This window comes from Bradyrhizobium sp. AZCC 2230 (genome assembly GCF_036924495.1).
Taxonomy (GTDB): domain Bacteria; phylum Pseudomonadota; class Alphaproteobacteria; order Rhizobiales; family Xanthobacteraceae; genus Bradyrhizobium; species Bradyrhizobium rifense.
Map to the genome: position 1 here is coordinate 5,938,068 of NZ_JAZHRS010000001.1, position 17,793 is coordinate 5,955,860.

General features: G+C 64.7%; 17 protein-coding genes. 6 read left to right on the plus strand and 11 right to left on the minus strand.

What is annotated here, in order from left to right; genetic code table 11:
- Nucleotides 1-97: 97 nt before the first annotated feature.
- Entirely contained in the window at nt 98-985 is an 888-nt protein-coding gene (locus V1280_RS28475) for a branched-chain amino acid aminotransferase (RefSeq protein ID WP_334531979.1), read from the minus strand.
- Nucleotides 986-1,135: 150 nt separating this feature from the next.
- Between V1280_RS28475 and V1280_RS28480 the strand changes: the two genes are divergently transcribed.
- Complete coding sequence (locus V1280_RS28480) at nt 1,136-2,071, plus strand: alpha/beta hydrolase (protein ID WP_334531982.1); 936 nt, start codon at nt 1,136-1,138, stop codon at nt 2,069-2,071.
- A gap of 9 nt (nt 2,072-2,080) precedes the next feature.
- Here the strand turns inward: V1280_RS28480 and V1280_RS28485 are convergent, their stop codons facing one another.
- A complete protein-coding gene (locus V1280_RS28485) occupies nt 2,081-2,326 on the minus strand; it encodes a hypothetical protein (RefSeq protein WP_334531986.1) in 246 nt (81 codons plus the stop codon).
- A 107-nt stretch (nt 2,327-2,433) separates the two neighbouring features.
- On the opposite strand from V1280_RS28485, the gene V1280_RS28490 reads away from it, so the two are divergent.
- Nucleotides 2,434-3,099, plus strand: a complete 666-nt coding sequence (locus V1280_RS28490; RefSeq protein WP_334531989.1) for a PAS-domain containing protein — start codon at nt 2,434-2,436, stop codon at nt 3,097-3,099.
- A complete protein-coding gene (locus V1280_RS28495; RefSeq protein ID WP_334531992.1) occupies nt 3,096-3,956 on the plus strand; it encodes a GGDEF domain-containing protein in 861 nt (286 codons plus the stop codon). The genes V1280_RS28490 and V1280_RS28495 overlap by 4 nt, the downstream gene beginning before the upstream one ends.
- A gap of 16 nt (nt 3,957-3,972) precedes the next feature.
- Here V1280_RS28495 and V1280_RS28500 read toward each other — a convergent pair whose 3' ends face one another.
- Nucleotides 3,973-4,533, minus strand: a complete 561-nt coding sequence (locus V1280_RS28500; protein ID WP_148777843.1) for a carboxymuconolactone decarboxylase family protein — start codon at nt 4,531-4,533, stop codon at nt 3,973-3,975.
- A 151-nt stretch (nt 4,534-4,684) separates the two neighbouring features.
- Between V1280_RS28500 and V1280_RS28505 the strand changes: the two genes are divergently transcribed.
- On the plus strand, nt 4,685-5,260 hold the full coding sequence (locus V1280_RS28505) for a hypothetical protein (protein WP_334531999.1): 576 nt from the start codon (nt 4,685-4,687) through the stop codon (nt 5,258-5,260).
- Between the two features lie 24 nt (nt 5,261-5,284).
- Here the strand turns inward: V1280_RS28505 and V1280_RS28510 are convergent, their stop codons facing one another.
- Complete coding sequence (locus tag V1280_RS28510; protein ID WP_334532001.1) at nt 5,285-5,749, minus strand: Lrp/AsnC family transcriptional regulator; 465 nt, start codon at nt 5,747-5,749, stop codon at nt 5,285-5,287.
- Nucleotides 5,750-5,909: 160 nt separating this feature from the next.
- On the opposite strand from V1280_RS28510, the gene V1280_RS28515 reads away from it, so the two are divergent.
- Nucleotides 5,910-6,926 (plus strand): 1-aminocyclopropane-1-carboxylate deaminase, encoded by a 1,017-nt coding sequence (locus V1280_RS28515; RefSeq protein ID WP_334532003.1) that lies wholly within the window; start codon nt 5,910-5,912, stop codon nt 6,924-6,926.
- A gap of 186 nt (nt 6,927-7,112) precedes the next feature.
- Here V1280_RS28515 and recQ read toward each other — a convergent pair whose 3' ends face one another.
- The 7 genes from recQ to V1280_RS28550 form a co-directional block, all read right to left on the minus strand.
- Nucleotides 7,113-8,978 (minus strand): DNA helicase RecQ, encoded by a 1,866-nt coding sequence (recQ, locus tag V1280_RS28520; protein ID WP_334532006.1) that lies wholly within the window; start codon nt 8,976-8,978, stop codon nt 7,113-7,115.
- Between the two features lie 253 nt (nt 8,979-9,231).
- The gene (locus V1280_RS28525; protein ID WP_334532009.1) at nt 9,232-9,975 is read right to left on the minus strand and encodes a polysaccharide deacetylase family protein; all 744 of its coding nucleotides are present in this window, start codon (nt 9,973-9,975) and stop codon (nt 9,232-9,234) included.
- A gap of 120 nt (nt 9,976-10,095) precedes the next feature.
- Nucleotides 10,096-11,097: a homoserine O-succinyltransferase MetA gene (gene metA, locus V1280_RS28530; protein ID WP_334532012.1), complete on the minus strand. Its 1,002-nt coding sequence runs from the start codon at nt 11,095-11,097 to the stop codon at nt 10,096-10,098.
- 12 nt (nt 11,098-11,109) lie between these two features.
- Nucleotides 11,110-12,411, minus strand: a complete 1,302-nt coding sequence (locus V1280_RS28535; RefSeq protein ID WP_334532015.1) for an O-acetylhomoserine aminocarboxypropyltransferase/cysteine synthase family protein — start codon at nt 12,409-12,411, stop codon at nt 11,110-11,112.
- A gap of 179 nt (nt 12,412-12,590) precedes the next feature.
- Nucleotides 12,591-14,168 carry an amidase family protein gene (locus V1280_RS28540; protein ID WP_334532018.1) on the minus strand — a complete coding sequence of 526 codons (1,578 nt, stop codon included), beginning with the start codon at nt 14,166-14,168 and terminating at the stop codon, nt 12,591-12,593.
- Nucleotides 14,169-14,320: 152 nt separating this feature from the next.
- A complete protein-coding gene (locus V1280_RS28545; protein WP_334532021.1) occupies nt 14,321-15,319 on the minus strand; it encodes an aldo/keto reductase in 999 nt (332 codons plus the stop codon).
- 12 nt (nt 15,320-15,331) lie between these two features.
- Complete coding sequence (locus V1280_RS28550) at nt 15,332-16,513, minus strand: MFS transporter (protein ID WP_334532023.1); 1,182 nt, start codon at nt 16,511-16,513, stop codon at nt 15,332-15,334.
- A 98-nt stretch (nt 16,514-16,611) separates the two neighbouring features.
- On the opposite strand from V1280_RS28550, the gene V1280_RS28555 reads away from it, so the two are divergent.
- Nucleotides 16,612-17,565 (plus strand): LysR family transcriptional regulator, encoded by a 954-nt coding sequence (locus tag V1280_RS28555; RefSeq protein WP_334532026.1) that lies wholly within the window; start codon nt 16,612-16,614, stop codon nt 17,563-17,565.
- The last annotated feature ends 228 nt before the right edge of the window (nt 17,566-17,793 follow it).

Sequence of the window (17,793 nt, forward strand, 5' to 3'; positions counted from 1 at the left end):
TCGTCATTGCGAGCGCAGCGAAGCGATCCAGAATCCCTCCGCAGAGGCAGCCTGGATTGCTTCGCTGGCGCTCGCAATGACGGAGAAACTGAGGAGGCTACGCCGCCAGCTTCACCGCATGCGCAAAATCCCAATAGAGTTTTCGCGCTTTGCTGTAGAGCGGGCCCGGCTTCAATTCGCGCGCGTCGATGCGAATCACCGGCGCGACCTTGGCGAAATTGCCGGTGGAGAAGATCTCGTCGGCGGCGAGGAAATCGGCATAGCGCAGCGTCTTCTCGACCACGGTGACGCCATCGCCGCGGAGCAGGCTGATCACGCGCTGGCGCGTGATGCCGTTGAGGAAGGTGCCGTTCGGCACCGGCGTGAAGACGACGCCGTCTTTCGCCATGAACACATTTGAATTGCCGAACTCCGCGACATTGCCGAGCATGTCGAGCATCAGCGCGTTCTGGAAGCCGCGCGAGGCGGCCTCCGCCAGCGCCCGCGAATTGTTCGGGTAGAGACACGCGGCCTTCGCTTCGACTGGCGCACACTCGGCGGTGGGCCTGCGGAACGGCGACAGCGTGATCGCGTTGCCGACCGGCTTCGGCATCGGCGCCTCGTAGATGCACAGGCACCAATTGGTGGTCTCGGGGTCGAACAGCACGCCGCCGCCGACGCCGTTCTGCGCCCAGTACATCGGACGGACATAGAGCTCGGCATTCGGCGCAAAGCGCGCGATGCCTTCGTTGGCGAGCGTGAGCCAGGTGCCGGCATCGACCACCGGCTTCAGCCCAAAATTGATCGCGGACTGATTGGCGCGGGCGACGTGGCGGTCGAGATCGGGCGCGACGCCTTCGAACGCGCGCGCGCCGTCGAACACGACCGAGCCGAGCCAGGCCGCATGCGTGCGCGGCCCCATGATCGGCACGTTGCCGTCATGCCATTTGTCCTCGAAGAAGGTCCAGCTCGGCGAATATTCGATCGGCTTCCTGATCTCGGCCATGACCGGCCTCCCCTCAAAAAATATCCGGGCACTATTGTCCCAATTTCTAAACGATTTGCTGCGGGGAAGCACCAACTCTCCCCTCCCGGGAGGTTGAGACAAAAGCGCGACCAAACCGGCTATAGTGTCGGGCACGTCACGGAGCTTCCCATGCCGCTCGATCCGCTCGCAAAACGCTTGTTGACCATGATGGCTGCGGCTGCACCGCAGGCGCGGGGCCGGCCGAGCGTCGAGGCGCGGCGGCAGTCGCTGGCGAAGCTGATGCAGTTCGCGCGCACTGAGGCGCCGGATGTGACGGCCTCCGACGGCAAGTTGCCGGGTCCTGGCGGAGAGCTGCCCTATCGGCTTTATTCGCCGGCGTCTGCCGGCGCGCGCGCGCCGGGCTTCGTGTTCTTTCATGGCGGCGGGCTCGTCGCCGGCAGCATTGCGACGCATGACCGTGTCGCGGCGGCATTGGCGCATGCGACCGGCTGCCGCCTCGTTTCGGTCGACTACCGCCTCGCGCCCGAGCACAAATTTCCTGCTGCCGTCGACGACGCGATCGGAGCCACCGAGTGGGTGGCGCGCGAAGCTCCATCTCTCGGCATCGACGCCGAGCGGCTGGTGGTCGGCGGCGATTCCGCCGGTGCGACGCTGGCTGCGATCGTATGCCAGGAGGCGGCGCAGAGCGCCGGCCTCTCCATCGTCGCGCAATGCCTGATCTGCCCGGTGCTGGATTTCGAGGAGACCTCGCCCTCGCGCGAGGCGTTTGCCGAAGGACATCTGATCGATCGCGCAACAATCGAGGCGGATCTCGCCGACTATCTGCCCGAGGGCCTGGATACAGCCGATCCCCGCATCTCCCCGCTGCGCGCGACGCGGCTCTCGGGCCTGCCGACCGCCATCATCCACACCGCCGAGTTCGACCCGATGCGCGACGAGGGCAATGCCTATGCGCGCAAGCTGCTCGCCGCGGGCGTCGCGGTCGAGCACGTCTGCCATGACGGCATGGTCCACAATTTCCACGCCATGGGCGCGATCCTGCCGCAGGCGCAGCTCGTGCTGTCGCAGCTCGGCGAGCAGGTCAGGCGCGCGGTGGAGACATAAAGGCGCGAATCACCCGCGCGCCTCGAGCACGGCCCTGGCTGCCACGACATAGTCCGGCCAATGCGCGTCCGCATAACGTTCGGCCTGATGTGCGCAGGTGACGTCGGGCGCATGCGCAGCGGCAATCATGCGCGCGAAGCGTTCTTCGGCAACCGTCGCATCGCCAATAGCCGGTGCCGGCGCGGCGGCCATTGCGGTCGGAGCCACGGCGAGCCCCGCCATTCCAGCGAGCAGGATGCGGCGTGACGTGTTCATGGCTGTCGTCTCCGTTGTCCGGCCCTGCACTGTGGCGGGCGAGTGTGTCAGTGCGATCACGGCAGGGTAACCGCGCACAGCGGTATCGTCCATCGCCGGTTGCGCTTATGAGCGGGAACATCGGCGTGAAGGCCGACCTCTGCGAGCCGTTCGCATTCCGTGTCAACCGATCGTTAATCCTGATGCGAAAACATCGATCGCGTTACATCGCCGCAAGGAACCTTGCGCGACACTCAGAGGCCTTTTCGCATCGTGTTCAGCGTTGGCGACTGCGAATGTCCCGCTTGGTGCCGGAACGGACGTTCCTTTCTGGGAAGATCATCTTCAATTTCGGCCAGTCGTCAATCGACTGCGTCGTGCGCAGGCTGTCTGAAGAGGCCGCGACACTCGAGATGCAGAGCGGCCTCGGCGTGCCCGACCGCTTCCAGCTCAGACTTGCGGGACGCGATATCCTGAGCAGCCGCGTGATCTGGCGATCGGACCGTCAGGTGGGGGTCGGCCTCGAACGGCCGGGCAGCGTCGAGCGCCCCGCCAGCGACGAGCAGCGTTCGCCCGACTCGCTGATGCGCGCCCAGATGCTGGCCCTGCGCGCGGCCCTGGATCATGTGCCAACCGGCATCGTGCTGCTCGACACCCACCTCAGGGCCCGCCTCATCAACCGGTCGTTTCGGCAGATGTGGCACCTGCCTGACCAGGTCGCCGACAGCAATCCATCCATTCTCACGCTGCTTCATCACGGGCGCGACATCGGGGCCTACGAGGTGCCCATGTGAAAGAGCGTGTCCGCGTGATCGAGGCGGGCGATCCGACACCCATGCGGCGGTTCTGGGAGGTGAGCGAGGAGGAAGCCGCGGCCCGCCCGGCCTATGCTTCGCTGGTGAGCCGCGCGCAGCGCGCGAGCGCGCCGGACCTTGCGGCAAACGAGCTGGCGAAATTCCCCGGCAAGCGCCTTGCCGAGGTCAAGGCGGGCGATCACGTGCGCGACCTCCGGACGCCCGACGGGCGACAGATCAGGGCCCATTGCACCACGATGTCGAACGGCGGCCGCATGCTGACCTATGTCGACATCACCGATCTCAACGACAAGGCCAACATGCTGGAGCGGCTCGCGACCACCGATCCGCTCACCGGCCTGTACAACCGCCGACATTTCCTGGGTTCGCTCGATGCGGAATGGAGCCGCTTCCAGCGCTACTACCGCTCGGTCTCCGTCCTGATGCTCGACATCGACCACTTCAAGTCGGTCAACGACCGCTACGTTCACGCGGTCGGCGACGAAGCGATCAAGGCTATCGCCGCCGCATGCAACGAGGGCAAGCGCAAGTCCGATCTCGTCGGCCGCATCGGTGGCGAGGAGTTCGCGGTTCTGTTGCCCGAGACCAGCCTGTCGCGTGCCAAGCTCGTCGCCGAACGAATCCGCAAGCGCGCGATGGCGACGCGGCTGAACGCTCATCAGGTGCAGTTCGGGGTCACCGTGAGCATCGGCATTGCCGAGGCCAGCGTCAGCATGTCCGGCATCGATGCGCTGATGGGCGCGGCCGATCAGGCGCTCTACCAGGCCAAGGCCGAGGGCCGCAATCGCTGCATCGCCTGGACGCCCCCGCCGCCTGCAAGCAGGGCGGCGGAGTGATCGTGGCGAGACGCTTCTACTCCGGCACCGGCACGTCGAACGTATTCAGCGTAACCGAGACCATGCAGTAGACGCCGACGAGATAGGACAGCTCGGCCGCGCCGTGCTCGCCGAATTCCTTCACGGCAGCCCGATAGGTCAGCTCGGGCAGCACGCCGCCACTGACCAGGGCAGATGCCATGTCGTAGGCAACCGCCTCCTGCTTGGTGAGATCGACCGGCCGCTGCCCGGCGACGATGGTCGCAAGCTTCTCGTCGGAGAGACCGCGCTGCTCGGCCACCAGCACATGGGCATAGAGCTCGTAGCCGGAGCGGAAATGCGAGCCGGTGACGAGGATCGCGACCTCGCGCACTGGCGCCGGCAGCAGCGGATTCGACGCGATCGCCTTGACCAGCTCCCACACAGGCCCGCCGAAGCGCGGCTCGCGGATCCAGGGATTCCAGGGGCCGAGCAGCGCGCCGTCGTCGCGCATGTTCACAAAGCCCTTGAAGTGGTCCTTGATGCCCGCTTGCATGTCGGCATAGAGCGGCTTCTGTTCGTCGCTCAGCTCTTTCGGATCGAGAATGGGAAGGCGCACGGCAGGACCTCCTCGTTGAGAAGGGCGAAGGCTCTCCCGCGTGCGCGCGCATGGCAAGTGAAGTTGCCGTGACGACCGTGCAATTTGGCAAGCGGGATGGAGATGCGAACACAACCATGTTATGTCCCGTCATTCTTTGGCGGGGCATGCGATGGCCGATCTAATCGTCGGACTCGATAGCTGGGTTGTTCAGGACGGCAACTATGGTGATTTCGCGCAAGCGACAAACGCCTCATTCGCGCTCGAATTCTGGCCAGTAGTCCCGCTTCCCAAGTACGGTCGACCTGACCACAAAGCGCCGTCAATCACTCACCTGTTCGAGAGCGCTTACGAAATTGCTGCTCAAGTCGTGCATGCACAAGATGACTGGTGGGTGTTGGACGCCGGCCTTCTCATGTATTGCGACGGAAAGCCTCCTGACAATGCTCGCCCAGGCACGTGGTTGGGAGGACTAGTCTCCATCGGAGTAGACCCATTCTTTTACTTCGAAAGTCATGCGCACCAACCAGGTGCACCCGCCATAGTCTACGATTGGACAATCAACAAGATCGAGATGGAGATAGGTCCTCTAATTGAAACGAAGCCAAAGCACTTCGAACGAGATCCCGAAAAGCGCGGTTGGAAAGAAGTTGCCAAGACCGATGCATGGCACGAAGACGGGAGCTATCTGCTCTACTGTACTCGTGTAGGTGGACCCCGAGCGGCCCAGAACAGGCATCGCCCCTGATCGGCCGATCGAGTGTCTGCCCGCTCAAAACTCCAGCGGCGCGTTGTCGACGACTTCCTTCATCACGAAGAAGGTGCGGGTCTGTCGCACGCCGGGCAGCGCGATCAGCAGCTCGCCATGGATGCGGTTGAAATCCTCCATGTCGCCGACGCGGATCTTCAGGAAGTAGTCGAAATCGCCGGCGACGAGGTGGCAGTCGAGCACGAATTTCAGTTTTGCGATGGCCTGCTCGAAGATGGCGAAGCTCTCGGGCGTCGAGCGGTCCAGTACGACGCCGACCATCACCAGCGTGCCCTTGGCCACCTTCTTCGGCGCCACCATGGCGCGGACCGTGGCAATAAAGCCGTCCTCGAACAGGCGCTGGGTGCGACGGTGGCAGGTGGCGGGGCTGATCGCGACGGTTTCGGCCAGCTCGGCGTTGCTGAGCCGGCCGTTATTCTGCAGCAATCTCAACATCTTGAGGTCGATACGATCGAGACGAGCGGACATGGAAGAAGCTTCCGTAAATTAGTGACATTACGGAAGGAATATTAGCTAATCTCATGATCTTCGCAAGATTACGCGCAATATGGGCGCAATATTCGAGAGCACCTTTTTGCGTCGCAATGCTAGCCACATCCCAGACACCAACGCCAATCGGGATGATCCAATGAACCTGGACAAATTCGCGCGTTATCCGCTGACCTTCGGCCCGACGCCCATCGAGAAGCTGGAGCGGCTGTCGAAGCACCTCGGCGGCAATGTCGAGATCTACGCCAAGCGTGAGGATTGCAATTCCGGCCTCGCCTATGGCGGCAACAAGCTGCGCAAGCTCGAATACATCATCCCCGACGCGATCGCGTCGAACGCCGACACGCTGGTCTCGATCGGCGGCGTGCAATCGAACCACACCCGCATGATCGCGGCGGTCGCCGCCAAGATCGGCGTGAAGTGCCGCCTGGTCCAGGAAGCCTGGGTGCCGCACGAGGACGCCGTCTATGACCGCGTCGGCAACATCATGCTCTCGCGCATCATGGGCGCCGACGTGCGCCTGGTCGACGACGGCTTCGACATCGGCATCCGCAAGAGCTGGGAGCAGGCGATCGAGGACGTGAAGGCAGCGGGCGGCAAGCCTTACGCGATTCCCGCCGGCGCCTCCGTGCACAAATTTGGCGGGCTCGGCTATGTCGGCTTCGCCGAGGAAGTGCGCATGCAGGAGAAGGAGCTCGGCTTCAAGTTCGACTACATCGTGGTCTGCACCGTGACCGGCTCGACCCATGCCGGCATGCTGGTCGGCTTCGCCGCCGACGACCGTGCGCGCAAGGTGATCGGGATCGACGCCTCCTTCACCCCGGCGCAAACGAAAGCGCAGGTGCTCTCGATCGCGCAGAACACCGCAAAGCTCGTCGAGCTCGGCAAGGACATCGTTGCAGATGACGTCGTGCTGATCGAGGACTACGCCTATCCCGCCTATGGCGTGCCGTCGGAGGAGACCAAGGAGGCGATCCGCCTCACCGCGCGGTTAGAGGCGATGATCACCGACCCCGTCTATGAAGGCAAATCGATGCAGGGCCTGATCGACCTGACCCAGAAGGGCCATTTCGAGAAGGGCGCGAAGATTCTCTACGCCCATCTCGGCGGTGCGCCGGCGCTCAACGGCTACGGATATGCTTTCCGGAACGGGTAAGGTTGCCCGACTCTCGCCTCATACACCGGTGTCGTCCCGGCCTAGTGCGCAATTGCGCACGGGGCGCCGGGACCCATAACCCCAGGGAGGCGTTTGGCGAAGAACGTCGTCCCGCGTGCCTCAAGACAGATCACGCGGTATGGATCCCGGATCTGCGCTCCGCTTGTCCGGGATGACGAGACGGCCCTACCGCGTCTTGACGATCTGCAGCAGCTCCTCGCCATAATGCTCGAGCTTCTTGTCGCCGATGCCGGGGACGTTGCGCAGCTCGTCCAGCGTAGTCGGCCAGGCCCGGACGATGCCATCGATGGTGGCATCGTGCAGCACGACATAGGCGGGCACGCCGCGTTCGCGCGCGATGTCCGAGCGCCAGGCACGCAACCGCGCGCGCAATTCGGGATCGACGTCGCCCTGCGCTGCGCTGGCCGCAGGCGCGAGATCGCCGCGCCGGGATTTTGCGCGGCTTGACCGGACCCGGGTGCCCGGCGCCTCCTCGCGCAGCCACACCTCGGTCTCCCCGCGCAGCACGCCGCGCGCGGTCTCCGTCAGCTTCAGCGCGCCAAAGGCTTCGCTGTCGCTCTGCAAATGACCCATCGCCACCAACTGCCGCAGCACGGTGCGCCACTGCTTCTCATTAAGCTCGCGTCCGATGCCGAACACGGAGAGCTTGTCGTGGCCGAACTGGGTCACCTTCTCGGTCAGGCGTCCGATCAGCACATCGATCAGGTGCATGGCGCCGAAACGCTGCCCCGTGCGATAGGCGCAGGACAGCAGCTTCTGCGCGAGCACCTTGCCCTCCCGCATTTTCGGCGGGGCCAGGCAATTGTCGCAATTGCCGCAAGTCTCGCCATGCGAGGTCTCGCCGAAATAGCCGAGCAGTCGCTTGCGCCGGCACTGCGCGGTCTCGGCGAGCCCGACCAGCGCATCGAGCTTGCCGATCGACACGCGCTTGAAGTCATCGGAGCCGCTGGACTCGTCGATCATGCGGCGCTGCTGCACGATGTCGGAGAGGCCGTAGGCCATCCACGCCGCCGACGGCTTGCCGTCGCGCCCCGCACGCCCGGTTTCCTGGTAATAGGCCTCGATGCTCTTGGGCAGATCGAGATGGGCGACGAAGCGCACGTCGGGCTTGTCGATGCCCATGCCGAAGGCGATGGTCGCGACGATGACGATTCCGTCCTCGTTCAGGAAGCGGTCCTGATTGCGCGAACGCACGCTGCCATCGAGCCCGGCGTGATAAGGCAGCGCCGCAATGCCGGCCTCGGCGAGTGCGGCAGCGACCTCCTCGACGCGATTGCGCGACAGGCAATAGACCACGCCGGCATCGCCCTCATGGCGCTCGCGGATGAACTCCTTCAGCTGCGACACCGCATTGCGCTTGTCGACGATCTCGTAGCGGATGTTGGGCCGGTCGAAGCTCGAGACGAATTGCGGGCTGTCCGTCAGTTGAAGCCGCTGGACGATTTCTCTCCGCGTCAGATCGTCGGCGGTCGCAGTCAGCGCGATGCGCGGCACATTTGGAAAGCGCTCGGCGATGATGGAGAGACCGACATATTCGGGCCGGAAGTCGTGACCCCATTGCGAGACGCAGTGCGCTTCGTCGATCGCGAACAGCGCCACCTTGGCCTGCGCCAGCATCGACAGGCAGCGTGGCGTCACCAGGCGTTCCGGCGCAACATAGAGCAGGTCGAGATCGCCTGCGATCAGGCGGCGCTCGATGTCGGAGGCCTCCTGCAATGTCAGCGACGAGTTCAGCGCGGCGGCGTTGACGCCGGCTTCGAGCAGGCCCGCGACCTGGTCGCGCATCAGCGCAATCAGCGGCGAGACCACGATGCCGCAGCCTTCGCGCAACAGCGACGGCAATTGATAACACAACGACTTGCCGCCGCCGGTCGGCATCAGCACCAGGCAATTGCCGCCGTCGGTGACGTGCCGGATGATTTCGCCTTGCGCGCCCCGGAACCCCGGCAGGCCGAACACCGAATGCAGCACCGACAGCGCATCGCGGCCATCGGCCGGCGCTGGCAGCGGAGCGGTGGAAGGGGCGGACATGGGCGTGTCGGGGGTTTGCGAGATTCGTCACAACGCCAGTCGCATGACGGCGCTGGCGTTGCAAGACTGTTTGCGCGGCGATGGCGATGTCTTTCCCTCTCCCCCTGCGGGAGAGGGTGGCTCGCCGCCTGGCGGCGAGACGGGTGAGGGGTATCTCTCCGCGAATCACGTCCGACATTGGAGTTTGCGGAGAGATACCCCTCATCCGGCGCTTCGCGCCACCTTCTCCCGCAAGGGGAGAAGGAAGAAAGAGCTACGCCCCGATTCGGCGCAACGCTTCGGCAACCGTCACGATCGGCATGTTGCGCTTGTCCGCAGCGTTCAGCGCGTGACGCAGCAGGGCCGGCGTGCAGCCATAGGGGCTCGGCGCGTCCACGACGTCATGGCTGTAGAAGATCAGCCAGCCGCCGCTTGCGACCGCCTCGTCGAAATAACGGTCCACGTCCGCCGTATCGATCTCGCAATTGACCAGCGGCGAAGCGCGCAGGAACTGGAGATCGATGACGTCGCTGTTGACGCCGGGAAGGATGCCGCGCGCCGAGCGAAAATTCTGGGCAAGCTGCGGTTTGCGCCAGACCGAGGCGAGACCATACGGATAGGCGAAATTCTCGAGCCGGATCGAGGAGTCGATACCGAGAAAATGGCTGCGGTTCCGCTCGATCTCGCGCGCCATCGCGCTCTCGTCGAGATCGACCGCGCGCAAATGCGAAAACGTGTGGCAGCCGATCTCGTGGCCGCCGCGATGCAGCCGAACGATCGCTTCGTTCGACAGGCCGTGCCAATGGTCTCCGGGCTGATCGACCAGGCTGCCGGCGAGATAGAACGTACCGCGCCCGCCATGCGCTTCCAGCAGCGAGGCGCCCTCGCCTGCGGCGCTGTCGGGGGCGTCATCGAAGGTGAAGCTTACCATCGGCGCATGCGCCGGCAAGCGGTGCGGCGCGGCGCGGAAATGCCGGGCCAGCCGATTGCTCAAGCGTCCATTGAGAGTCGACAGCACGGGTGCATTCCCTGTGATTCTATATGTCTCGACTGAAACATTTGCGCGCGGTCTGAGGCAAGCTTAACGCTTGGGTAATCCTAACGCAGGACCAAAAGTCCTGGGTTCAAAAGTGCTGGGTTAACGCGCGAGCAGCGGAACTTCAGTGTCCGCGCCGAGAAATTGCAGCCAGTTGCGAAAAAGTGCCGCCGCGGCGCTGCCGGCCGCGATGTCGGTGCGCAAAGTCAGTGCGGGCAATTCATTGGTCAGTGCCGGATGCCGCTGATGCCTCGCCCGCTTTTCGAAGCGAACCAGCCTCGCCTCCGTCGCTGCGTCAAAATAACTCACGGGGAGCGCCGGATAAGCCTCCCGTTCGCGCGCGAGGAAGCGGCCGATGTCGCGCAAATATTCGCGCTGGAGCGACAGCGCGTCATATTCGGGATGCCCCTGGAAGAACACGAAGCGGCTGTCATACTGCCGGACGAAGACGTCGACGCCGGCCTGGGCCGACCGGGTCAGCACCTGATAGCCGGCCTGCGCGAGATCTGCCTCGGTGACTTCGTTGAGGCGGGAATGCGAGACCTTGAGCGGCGCCGGCGCATCGCGCGTGAGCGCGTCGCCGGTGACAGTCTCGCAGTCGAAGATGCCATGGCATTTGGACGGCAGACGCTGTCGTTCGATGCGATCGAGGTGCAGCACCGCCGCATGTGCGGCAAGGCATGACCAGATCGTCGAACGGGTATTGGTTCTGGCCCAGTCGATCAGTTCGACGAGATCGCGCCAGTACGGCTCCTGATCGAGCTCGGGCGCGACCGGTTCGGCACCGGTCACGATCAGCCCGTCGAACCTCTCGCGCTTGAGATCGGAGAGATCGGAATATTCGCTCTCGACGTGCCACTTCGCTTCCGGCGAACGCTTCACCGATGGCAGCGAGAAGCAATGAAAGCGGATGCGGCGCGGCCCCGCGGCGGCCTGAAGCAGCTTCATGAACTGCCGCTCGGTCGCCTTTAGCGCCGTATCCGGCATGTTGTTGATCAGCCCGATGTTGAGCTCGGCGCCGGCATGATTGCGCGCGAAGTCGCCTTCGGCCGGCACCAGCGCCGGGCTTGCGAAACCTTGATCCCTGTCGATCAAGACGCTCATCGGCCCGATTGCCTACTCCGCGGCCTGAAGACGCGCGGCCGGACAGGCCTTTTCCAGCGCCTGGTCGATGTCCTCGATGATATCAGCGGCATGCTCGATGCCGATCGAGAGGCGAATCGTTTCCGGCAGCACACCGGCTATGCGCTGCTGTTCCGGCGACATTTGCCGGTGCGTGGTCGAGGCCGGATGGCAGGCCAGCGACTTGGCATCGCCGATATTGACGAGCCGCGTGATCAGCTTCAGCGCGTCATAGAAGTTTTTGCCGGCCTCCATGCCGCCCTTGATGCCGAAGGTGAACAGCGAGGAGGCGTTGCCGTCGAGATACTTCTGGACCAGCGGATAATAGGGGCTGTCCGGGAAGCCGGTGTAGTTGACCCAGGCGACGCGCGGATCGTTGCGCAGGAATTCGGCGACCTTGCGGGCGTTCTCGCAATGGCGCTCCATGCGCAGCGCCACCGTCTCGATGCCCTGGAGCAGCAGGAAGGCATTGAACGGCGACAGCACCGAACCCATGGTGCGCTGATAGACGCTGCGCGCGCGCTCGATATAGGCGGTCTTGCCGAAGCGCTCGGCATAGACGAGACCGTGATAGGAGGCGTCCGGCTTGTTGTAGGCCGGGAAGCGGTCGGCGTGCTTGGCCCAGGGGAAGTTTCCGGAATCGACGATGGCGCCGCCGAGCGTGGTGCCATGGCCGCCCAAAAACTTGGTCAACGAATGCACGGCGATGTCGGCGCCATAGTCGAACGGCTTGAGCAGGATGGGCGTGGCGACGGTGTTGTCGACGATCAGCGGCACGCCATGGGCATGCGCGATCCTGGCCAGCGCCTCGATGTCGCAGACATTGCCGGCCGGATTGCCGATGGTCTCGGCGAACACCGCACGGGTGTTCTCGTCGATCAGCTTCTCGATCGCCTCGGGTTTGTCGCTCTCGGCGAAGCGACCGGTGATGCCCTGCCGCGGCAGGATGTGCGAGAGCAGCGTGTGGGTGGTGCCATAGAGCTGCGGCACGGACACGATGTTGCCGCCGTGGTCGGCGACGTTGACGAAGGTGAAATGCAGCGCAGCCTGGCCGGTCGCAACCGCGAGCGCGCCGACGCCGCCTTCGAGCTCGGCGATGCGCTTCTCCAGCACCGCGCTGGTCGGATTGGCGATGCGGCTGTAACGGAAACCTTCGGCCTCGAGATTGAAGAGGGCCGCGCCGTGATCGGCGCTGTCAAAGGCGTAGGCCGCGGTCTGGTAGATCGGCACGGCAACAGCGTGCGTGGTGGCTTCGGGCTCGTAGCCGGCGTGGATAGCAATCGTCTCGTTGCGCATCGTACCACCTCCGCGTGGGACGCGGGCCGCACTTATTGGCCTGTATGAGGCATGTGCGTTGTCCGCCGTCTCTCTGTTAGAGGCGGGCGGTAAAGCGGACAATAATTCGCTTAGAGATCGAGGAAGTAACCCTAATGATTATTGGTGAATTGGCTCAAATTTGAGTCAATTTGGATTAACTACTCACCAGAAATCCCGCGCGCGGCCATCGTCTCCCAGAGGCGGTGGGTTAGCACGCCGGCGCGCTTCTCGATCGCGGCGGCAGCATCCAGCGCCAGATCCTCGCGATAGCGGCCCGCGATGAGCTGCACGCCGATCGGCTTGCCGTCGTGGACGGCCACCGGCACCACGGCGCCAGGCAGCCCCAGCACGTTGATCGCCGAGATGAAGCGGATTTCGCCCCAGAAGATTTCCTGCACGCGTTCGGCACTGACGGTGTCGTCACGCGGCCCCGGCGTCGGCTTCACCGTGGTCGGCGCCAGCACTACCGGATACTCCTCGAAGAACAATTGCCAGGCACGGATATGGCCATTGCGGGCGGCCGTCGCCTGCATCCAGGCCTTGAGATCGAGCGTGCTCGCCTTGGCCTTCATGCCGCCCCACGCCTTGTGGAAGTCTTCCGTCGTGACCTTCAACATGCCGGCCTCCTGCATCACCACCGTCTCGTTGGTGATGATGTCGCACCAGGTCTGCCAGACGCCGTTGATGTCGGGCACCTCGACCTCGCTGACGCGATAGCCGGAGCGCTCCAAATGATCGGCGGCCTGGCGTAGCGCCGCGCTGACCGCCGGATCGACGGCCATGTCTTCCGGGATTTTTGCCAGCGCGACCTTGATCGGGCCCTTCGGCTTCGGCCCGTTGAGCGGCGCCGGCACCCACCAGGGATCGCGCGGATCGCGCTGGCTCATCACCTCCAGCGCAAGACGGACGTCGCCAACGTGGCGGGCGAGCGGTCCCTGCGCCGACATCAGATGCGCCAGCATCGGCCGTTCGGCGGTGGCACTTCCATTGAAGGCCGGGATGCGCCCCTGCGTCGGCTTGATGGTAGCAACGCCGTTGCAATGCGCCGGCCAGCGCAAGGACCCACCGATGTCGTTGCCATGCGCGATGGTGCCGATGCCGGCGGCCACGGCCGACCCCGCACCGCCCGAGGAGCCGCCGCAGGTGATGTTCGGGTCCCAGGGATTGAGCGTCAATCCGTGCAGCGGATTGTCGGTGAAGCCGCGGAACGAGAACTCCGGCGTGTTGGTGAGGCCCAGCACGATCGCACCGGCCTTCTTCAGGTTACGCACCACCGGCGAATCCGACGGCGCGATGAGGTCCTTGTTGGCGGGAACGCCGTTGAAATTCGGCCGACCTTCAAAGTCGACGTTCTCCTTGATGGTGATGGGCACGCCGTGCAGGAGACCGAGCTCGCCGCCCTTGGCGCGCTGCTTGTCGGCCGCATGCGCGGCCTTCAGCGCGTCCTCGCCGAGATCGACAACGACTGCATTCAGCCGCGGATTGACCGCATGCATGCGCTCCAGATGCGCCTCGACGGTCTCCACTGCGGAGATTGCGCCTGAGCGGATCGCGGCCGCAGTGTCAACCGCCGACCATTGCCAGGCCGGCCCCTTGGGGCGGCGTGCGGCGGCTTTCTTGACCGTTTTCTTGGCCGGCTTCGCGGCAGCCCCTTTGCGGACGGCAGCCTTCCTGCTCGAGGTCTTCGCTACTTTCTTTGCAGCGCTTTTCTTCTTGGTCGCCGTCTTCTTCGCCACGTCGCATCTCCTGAAATTGCGGCGCGGAGGTTACGGACGGCGTTGAGGCCTGTACAGCGGCGTTTCTGCATGGCGCATTGGCGCGACAGACGATGCGAACGGATTGTCGTCAGCCCTTAGACCAGCGATGGATTCAGCCGCGCAAATCCGTCCTAGATGCGATAGGGATAATAGGGATAGGGTGCCATCACCGCGCTGACCTCATCGAGGCGCTTGAGCTGATCCGCGCTCAGCGACCAGCCGACCGCGCCGAGATTGTCGCGCAACTGCGCCTCGTCGCGAGCACCGATGATCACGGACGATACCGTTGGGCGTGACAACAGCCAGGCGATCGCGACCTGCGGCACAGTATGGCCCGTCTCGATCGCAATCGCGTCGAGCACATCGACGATGGCATAGAGCCGCTGCTCGTCCACGGGCGGGCCGAACTGCGCAGTCGCATGCAGGCGGCTGTTTTGCGGCAAGGGCTGATCGCGCCGGATCTTGCCGGTGAGCCGGCCCCAGCCGAGCGGGCTCCAGACCAGCGCGCCGACGCCCTGGTCGCGTGCGAGCGGCATCAGCTCCCACTCATAGTCGCGGCCGAGCAGCGAGTAATAGACCTGATGGGCGACATAGCGCGGCAAGCCGTGACGATCGGCGATCGCGAGCGACTTCATCAACGGCCAGCCGGCGAAATTGGAGACGCCGACATAGCGCAGCTTGCCGGCGCGCACGAGCGTATCGAGCGTGGACAGCACCTCCTCGATCGGCGTGAAGGCGTCGAAGGCATGGAGCTGGAGCAAGTCGATATAATCCGTGCCAAGCCGCCGCAGCCCCGATTCCACCGAGGCGAGCAGCCGATGCCGCGACGAACCGGCATCGAGCGGCCCGTTGCCCATCGGCAGGCTCATCTTGGTCGAGATCAGCACCTTGTCGCGCCGACCCTTGATGGCGGCGCCGAGAATCTGCTCGGAGGCGCCGTTCGAATAGACGTCGGCGCTATCGAACAGATTGACGCCGGCCTCGAGGCAGATGTCGACCAGCCGGCGTGCCTCGTCAGTGCCGCTGCGGCCCCAGGCCGAGAACAGTGGGCCCTCGCCACCGAAGGTGCCGGTGCCGAAGCTGAGAACGGGCACTTTGAGTCCGGAAGCGCCGAGATTGCGGTATTCCATGTGCGCCTCCCCCTATTCCGCCGGGCACGCCGCGACTGCGGCCTGCCTGCGGTCGAGTTGGAGGCTCCACAGCGCCAGCACGAGTCCGATCGCCGTGATTCCGGCCGCGACCAGCGGCAGCGCGGAGAGGCCAAGCCCGCGATCGATGGCGACGCCGCCGGCCCAGGCACCGAGCGCATTGCCGAGATTGAACGCAGCGATGTTGAGGCTCGAGGCGAGCGTGCGGCCGCTCGGGCCGGCTGCTTCCAGCACGCGAAGCTGCAGTGGCGCGACCGTTGCAAACGCCGCGATGCCGAGCAGCAGGATCAGCCCAATGGTGGGGATCTTGATCGACAGCACGGCGGAGAGACCAAGCAACACGATGGCGAGCGCGGCGAGCGTTCCGATCAGCGCACGCGCGAGACCACGATCGGCGAGCTTGCCGCCGGCGACATTGCCGATCGCAAGCCCGACGCCGAACACCAGCAGGATCGGCGACACGGCCGCCTCCGAAAAGCCGGTGAAGCGCGTCAGGATCGGCTGGACGTAGGTGAAGACGACGAACAGGCCGGCAAAGCCGAACACGGTCATGGCAAGGCCGAGCAGCACCTGTCCTCGCCCGAGCACGGCAACTTCCTCGGCCAGCGAGATCGGCTTGTCGCCGTTGCCGACATGGCCGGGCACCAGCGCCGCCACCACGGCAAAGGCGATCACGCCGATCACCGTCACCGCCCAGAACGCCGCGCGCCAGCCGAGCATCAGGCCGAACCAGGCGCCGAAGGGAACGCCGAGCAGTGTCGCGACCGTGAGGCCGATGAACATGGTCGATATCGCCGAGGCGCGTTTGTCCTCGGCAACCAGACTCGTGGCAACGACCGAACCGACACCGAAGAAGGTAGCGTGGGCCAGCGAGGTCAGCACCCGCGCGGCCATCAACAATTCGTAGTTCGGCGCGAGCGCGCAGGCCGCATTGCCGAGCGTGAAGATCGCCATCAGCGCCAGCAGCACGGTCTTTCGCGGCAGCCGACGGGTCGCGAGCGTCAGCACGGGCGCGCCGACGAACACGCCGAGCGCATAGCCGGAGATCAGCAGGCCCGCGACCGGCACGGAGACATGCATGTCGGCGGCGACCTGGAGCAGCAGGCCCATGATGATGAATTCGGTGGTGCCGATGCCGAAGGCACCGGCGGTGAGCGCGAGGACGGCGGGAGGCATGCGTGGCTCCAATGGATGAGACGATCCACGCAGATAGCCGCGCCACGGCAAAACCATTAGAATGTCCGCAATCCAATCATTTGTGACGTGAATTCAACATGGCCCGTTTCGACACCAACCGTTCCGCGGAGATGGAGGTTTTCGTCCGCGTCGTCGACTTGGGCGGATTCACCCAGGCCGCGCGAAAACTGCGCCTGACGCCGTCGGGCGTCAGCAAGCTGATCTCGCGGCTGGAGGCGCGGCTCGGCTCGCGACTGATCAACCGCACCACGCGCAAGCTAACGCTGACGGAGGAAGGCCAAGCCTTCTACCAGCGCTCGTTGCGCATCCTCGGCGAGATGGAGGAAGCCGAACGCGAAGCGGCATCCGGCGCCACGCCGCGCGGCCGGCTCACGGTCAACAGCAACATCCCCTTCGGCATGCTGCATGTGATGCCACTGATCCCGCGCTTTCTCGGAGAGCACCCCGACGTCACGCTCGACCTCGTGCTGACCGACACGCTGATCGACCTGATGCAGGAGCGCGCCGATGTCGCCATCCGCGTCGGCCCCCTGCGCGCCTCACGCCTCGTCGCGCGAAAACTCGGCACCAGCCGCATGGTCGTGGTCGGCGCACCGGATTATCTGGCCCGCGCGGGCACGCCGAAGACGCCGGCGGATCTCGCCGACCATCGCGGCATCGGCTGGACCTTCCCGCGCTCGATCCGCGGCTGGCCGTTCAAGCGCGGCGAGCACGCTGAGGAGGCGGTGCCTCCGCCGGCCGGCCGCGCCAGCGATGGCGAGATAGCCCGCCGCCTTGCGCTCGGCGGCGTTGGCCTTGCCCGTCTCGCCCTCTTCCACATCGGCCCCGACATCGAAGCCGGACATCTTGTTCCGGTTCTTCAAAACTACAATCCCGGCGACCGCGAAGACATCCATGCCGTCTATGTCGGCCACACAGCGCCGCTGCCCGCGCGCGTGCGCGCCTTCATCGATTTTCTGGCCGAACATGTGCGGGTGAACGACGCCGTGCTGAAGCGTGCGCAGGATGGGAAGTGGAAATTGGTGGAATGAGGCAAATGGGGCGGGAGAGCAAAGGGCTTCGACGGCGATGGAACTTTCGACACGCCACGATCTGAGGCAAAAGTTTTCGCGCAATCTCGAGAACGCGCGACCGCCGCAATTTTCGTCACGCTGTCGATAAATTCGTCCGGCAATATGCATTGCGTATACACGTCACGATTTTCGACAGCAGGAATCGCGCGAGCATCCGTTCACAACTTCGTTCAAGAATAGCATCTG

Coding starts and splice junctions, on each gene's coding strand:
- metA (WP_334532012.1), bottom strand. CDS start 11,097: ATGAGCGTCTTGATCGACAGGGATCAAGGTTTCGCAAGCCCGGCGCTG.
- V1280_RS28535 (WP_334532015.1), bottom strand. CDS start 12,411: ATGCGCAACGAGACGATTGCTATCCACGCCGGCTACGAGCCCGAAGCC.
- V1280_RS28515 (WP_334532003.1), top strand. CDS start 5,910: ATGAACCTGGACAAATTCGCGCGTTATCCGCTGACCTTCGGCCCGACG.
- recQ (WP_334532006.1), bottom strand. CDS start 8,978: ATGTCCGCCCCTTCCACCGCTCCGCTGCCAGCGCCGGCCGATGGCCGC.
- V1280_RS28490 (WP_334531989.1), top strand. CDS start 2,434: ATGAGCGGGAACATCGGCGTGAAGGCCGACCTCTGCGAGCCGTTCGCA.
- V1280_RS28550 (WP_334532023.1), bottom strand. CDS start 16,513: ATGCCTCCCGCCGTCCTCGCGCTCACCGCCGGTGCCTTCGGCATCGGC.
- V1280_RS28545 (WP_334532021.1), bottom strand. CDS start 15,319: ATGGAATACCGCAATCTCGGCGCTTCCGGACTCAAAGTGCCCGTTCTC.
- V1280_RS28555 (WP_334532026.1), top strand. CDS start 16,612: ATGGCCCGTTTCGACACCAACCGTTCCGCGGAGATGGAGGTTTTCGTC.
- V1280_RS28475 (WP_334531979.1), bottom strand. CDS start 985: ATGGCCGAGATCAGGAAGCCGATCGAATATTCGCCGAGCTGGACCTTC.
- V1280_RS28505 (WP_334531999.1), top strand. CDS start 4,685: ATGGCCGATCTAATCGTCGGACTCGATAGCTGGGTTGTTCAGGACGGC.
- V1280_RS28485 (WP_334531986.1), bottom strand. CDS start 2,326: ATGAACACGTCACGCCGCATCCTGCTCGCTGGAATGGCGGGGCTCGCC.
- V1280_RS28510 (WP_334532001.1), bottom strand. CDS start 5,749: ATGTCCGCTCGTCTCGATCGTATCGACCTCAAGATGTTGAGATTGCTG.
- V1280_RS28480 (WP_334531982.1), top strand. CDS start 1,136: ATGCCGCTCGATCCGCTCGCAAAACGCTTGTTGACCATGATGGCTGCG.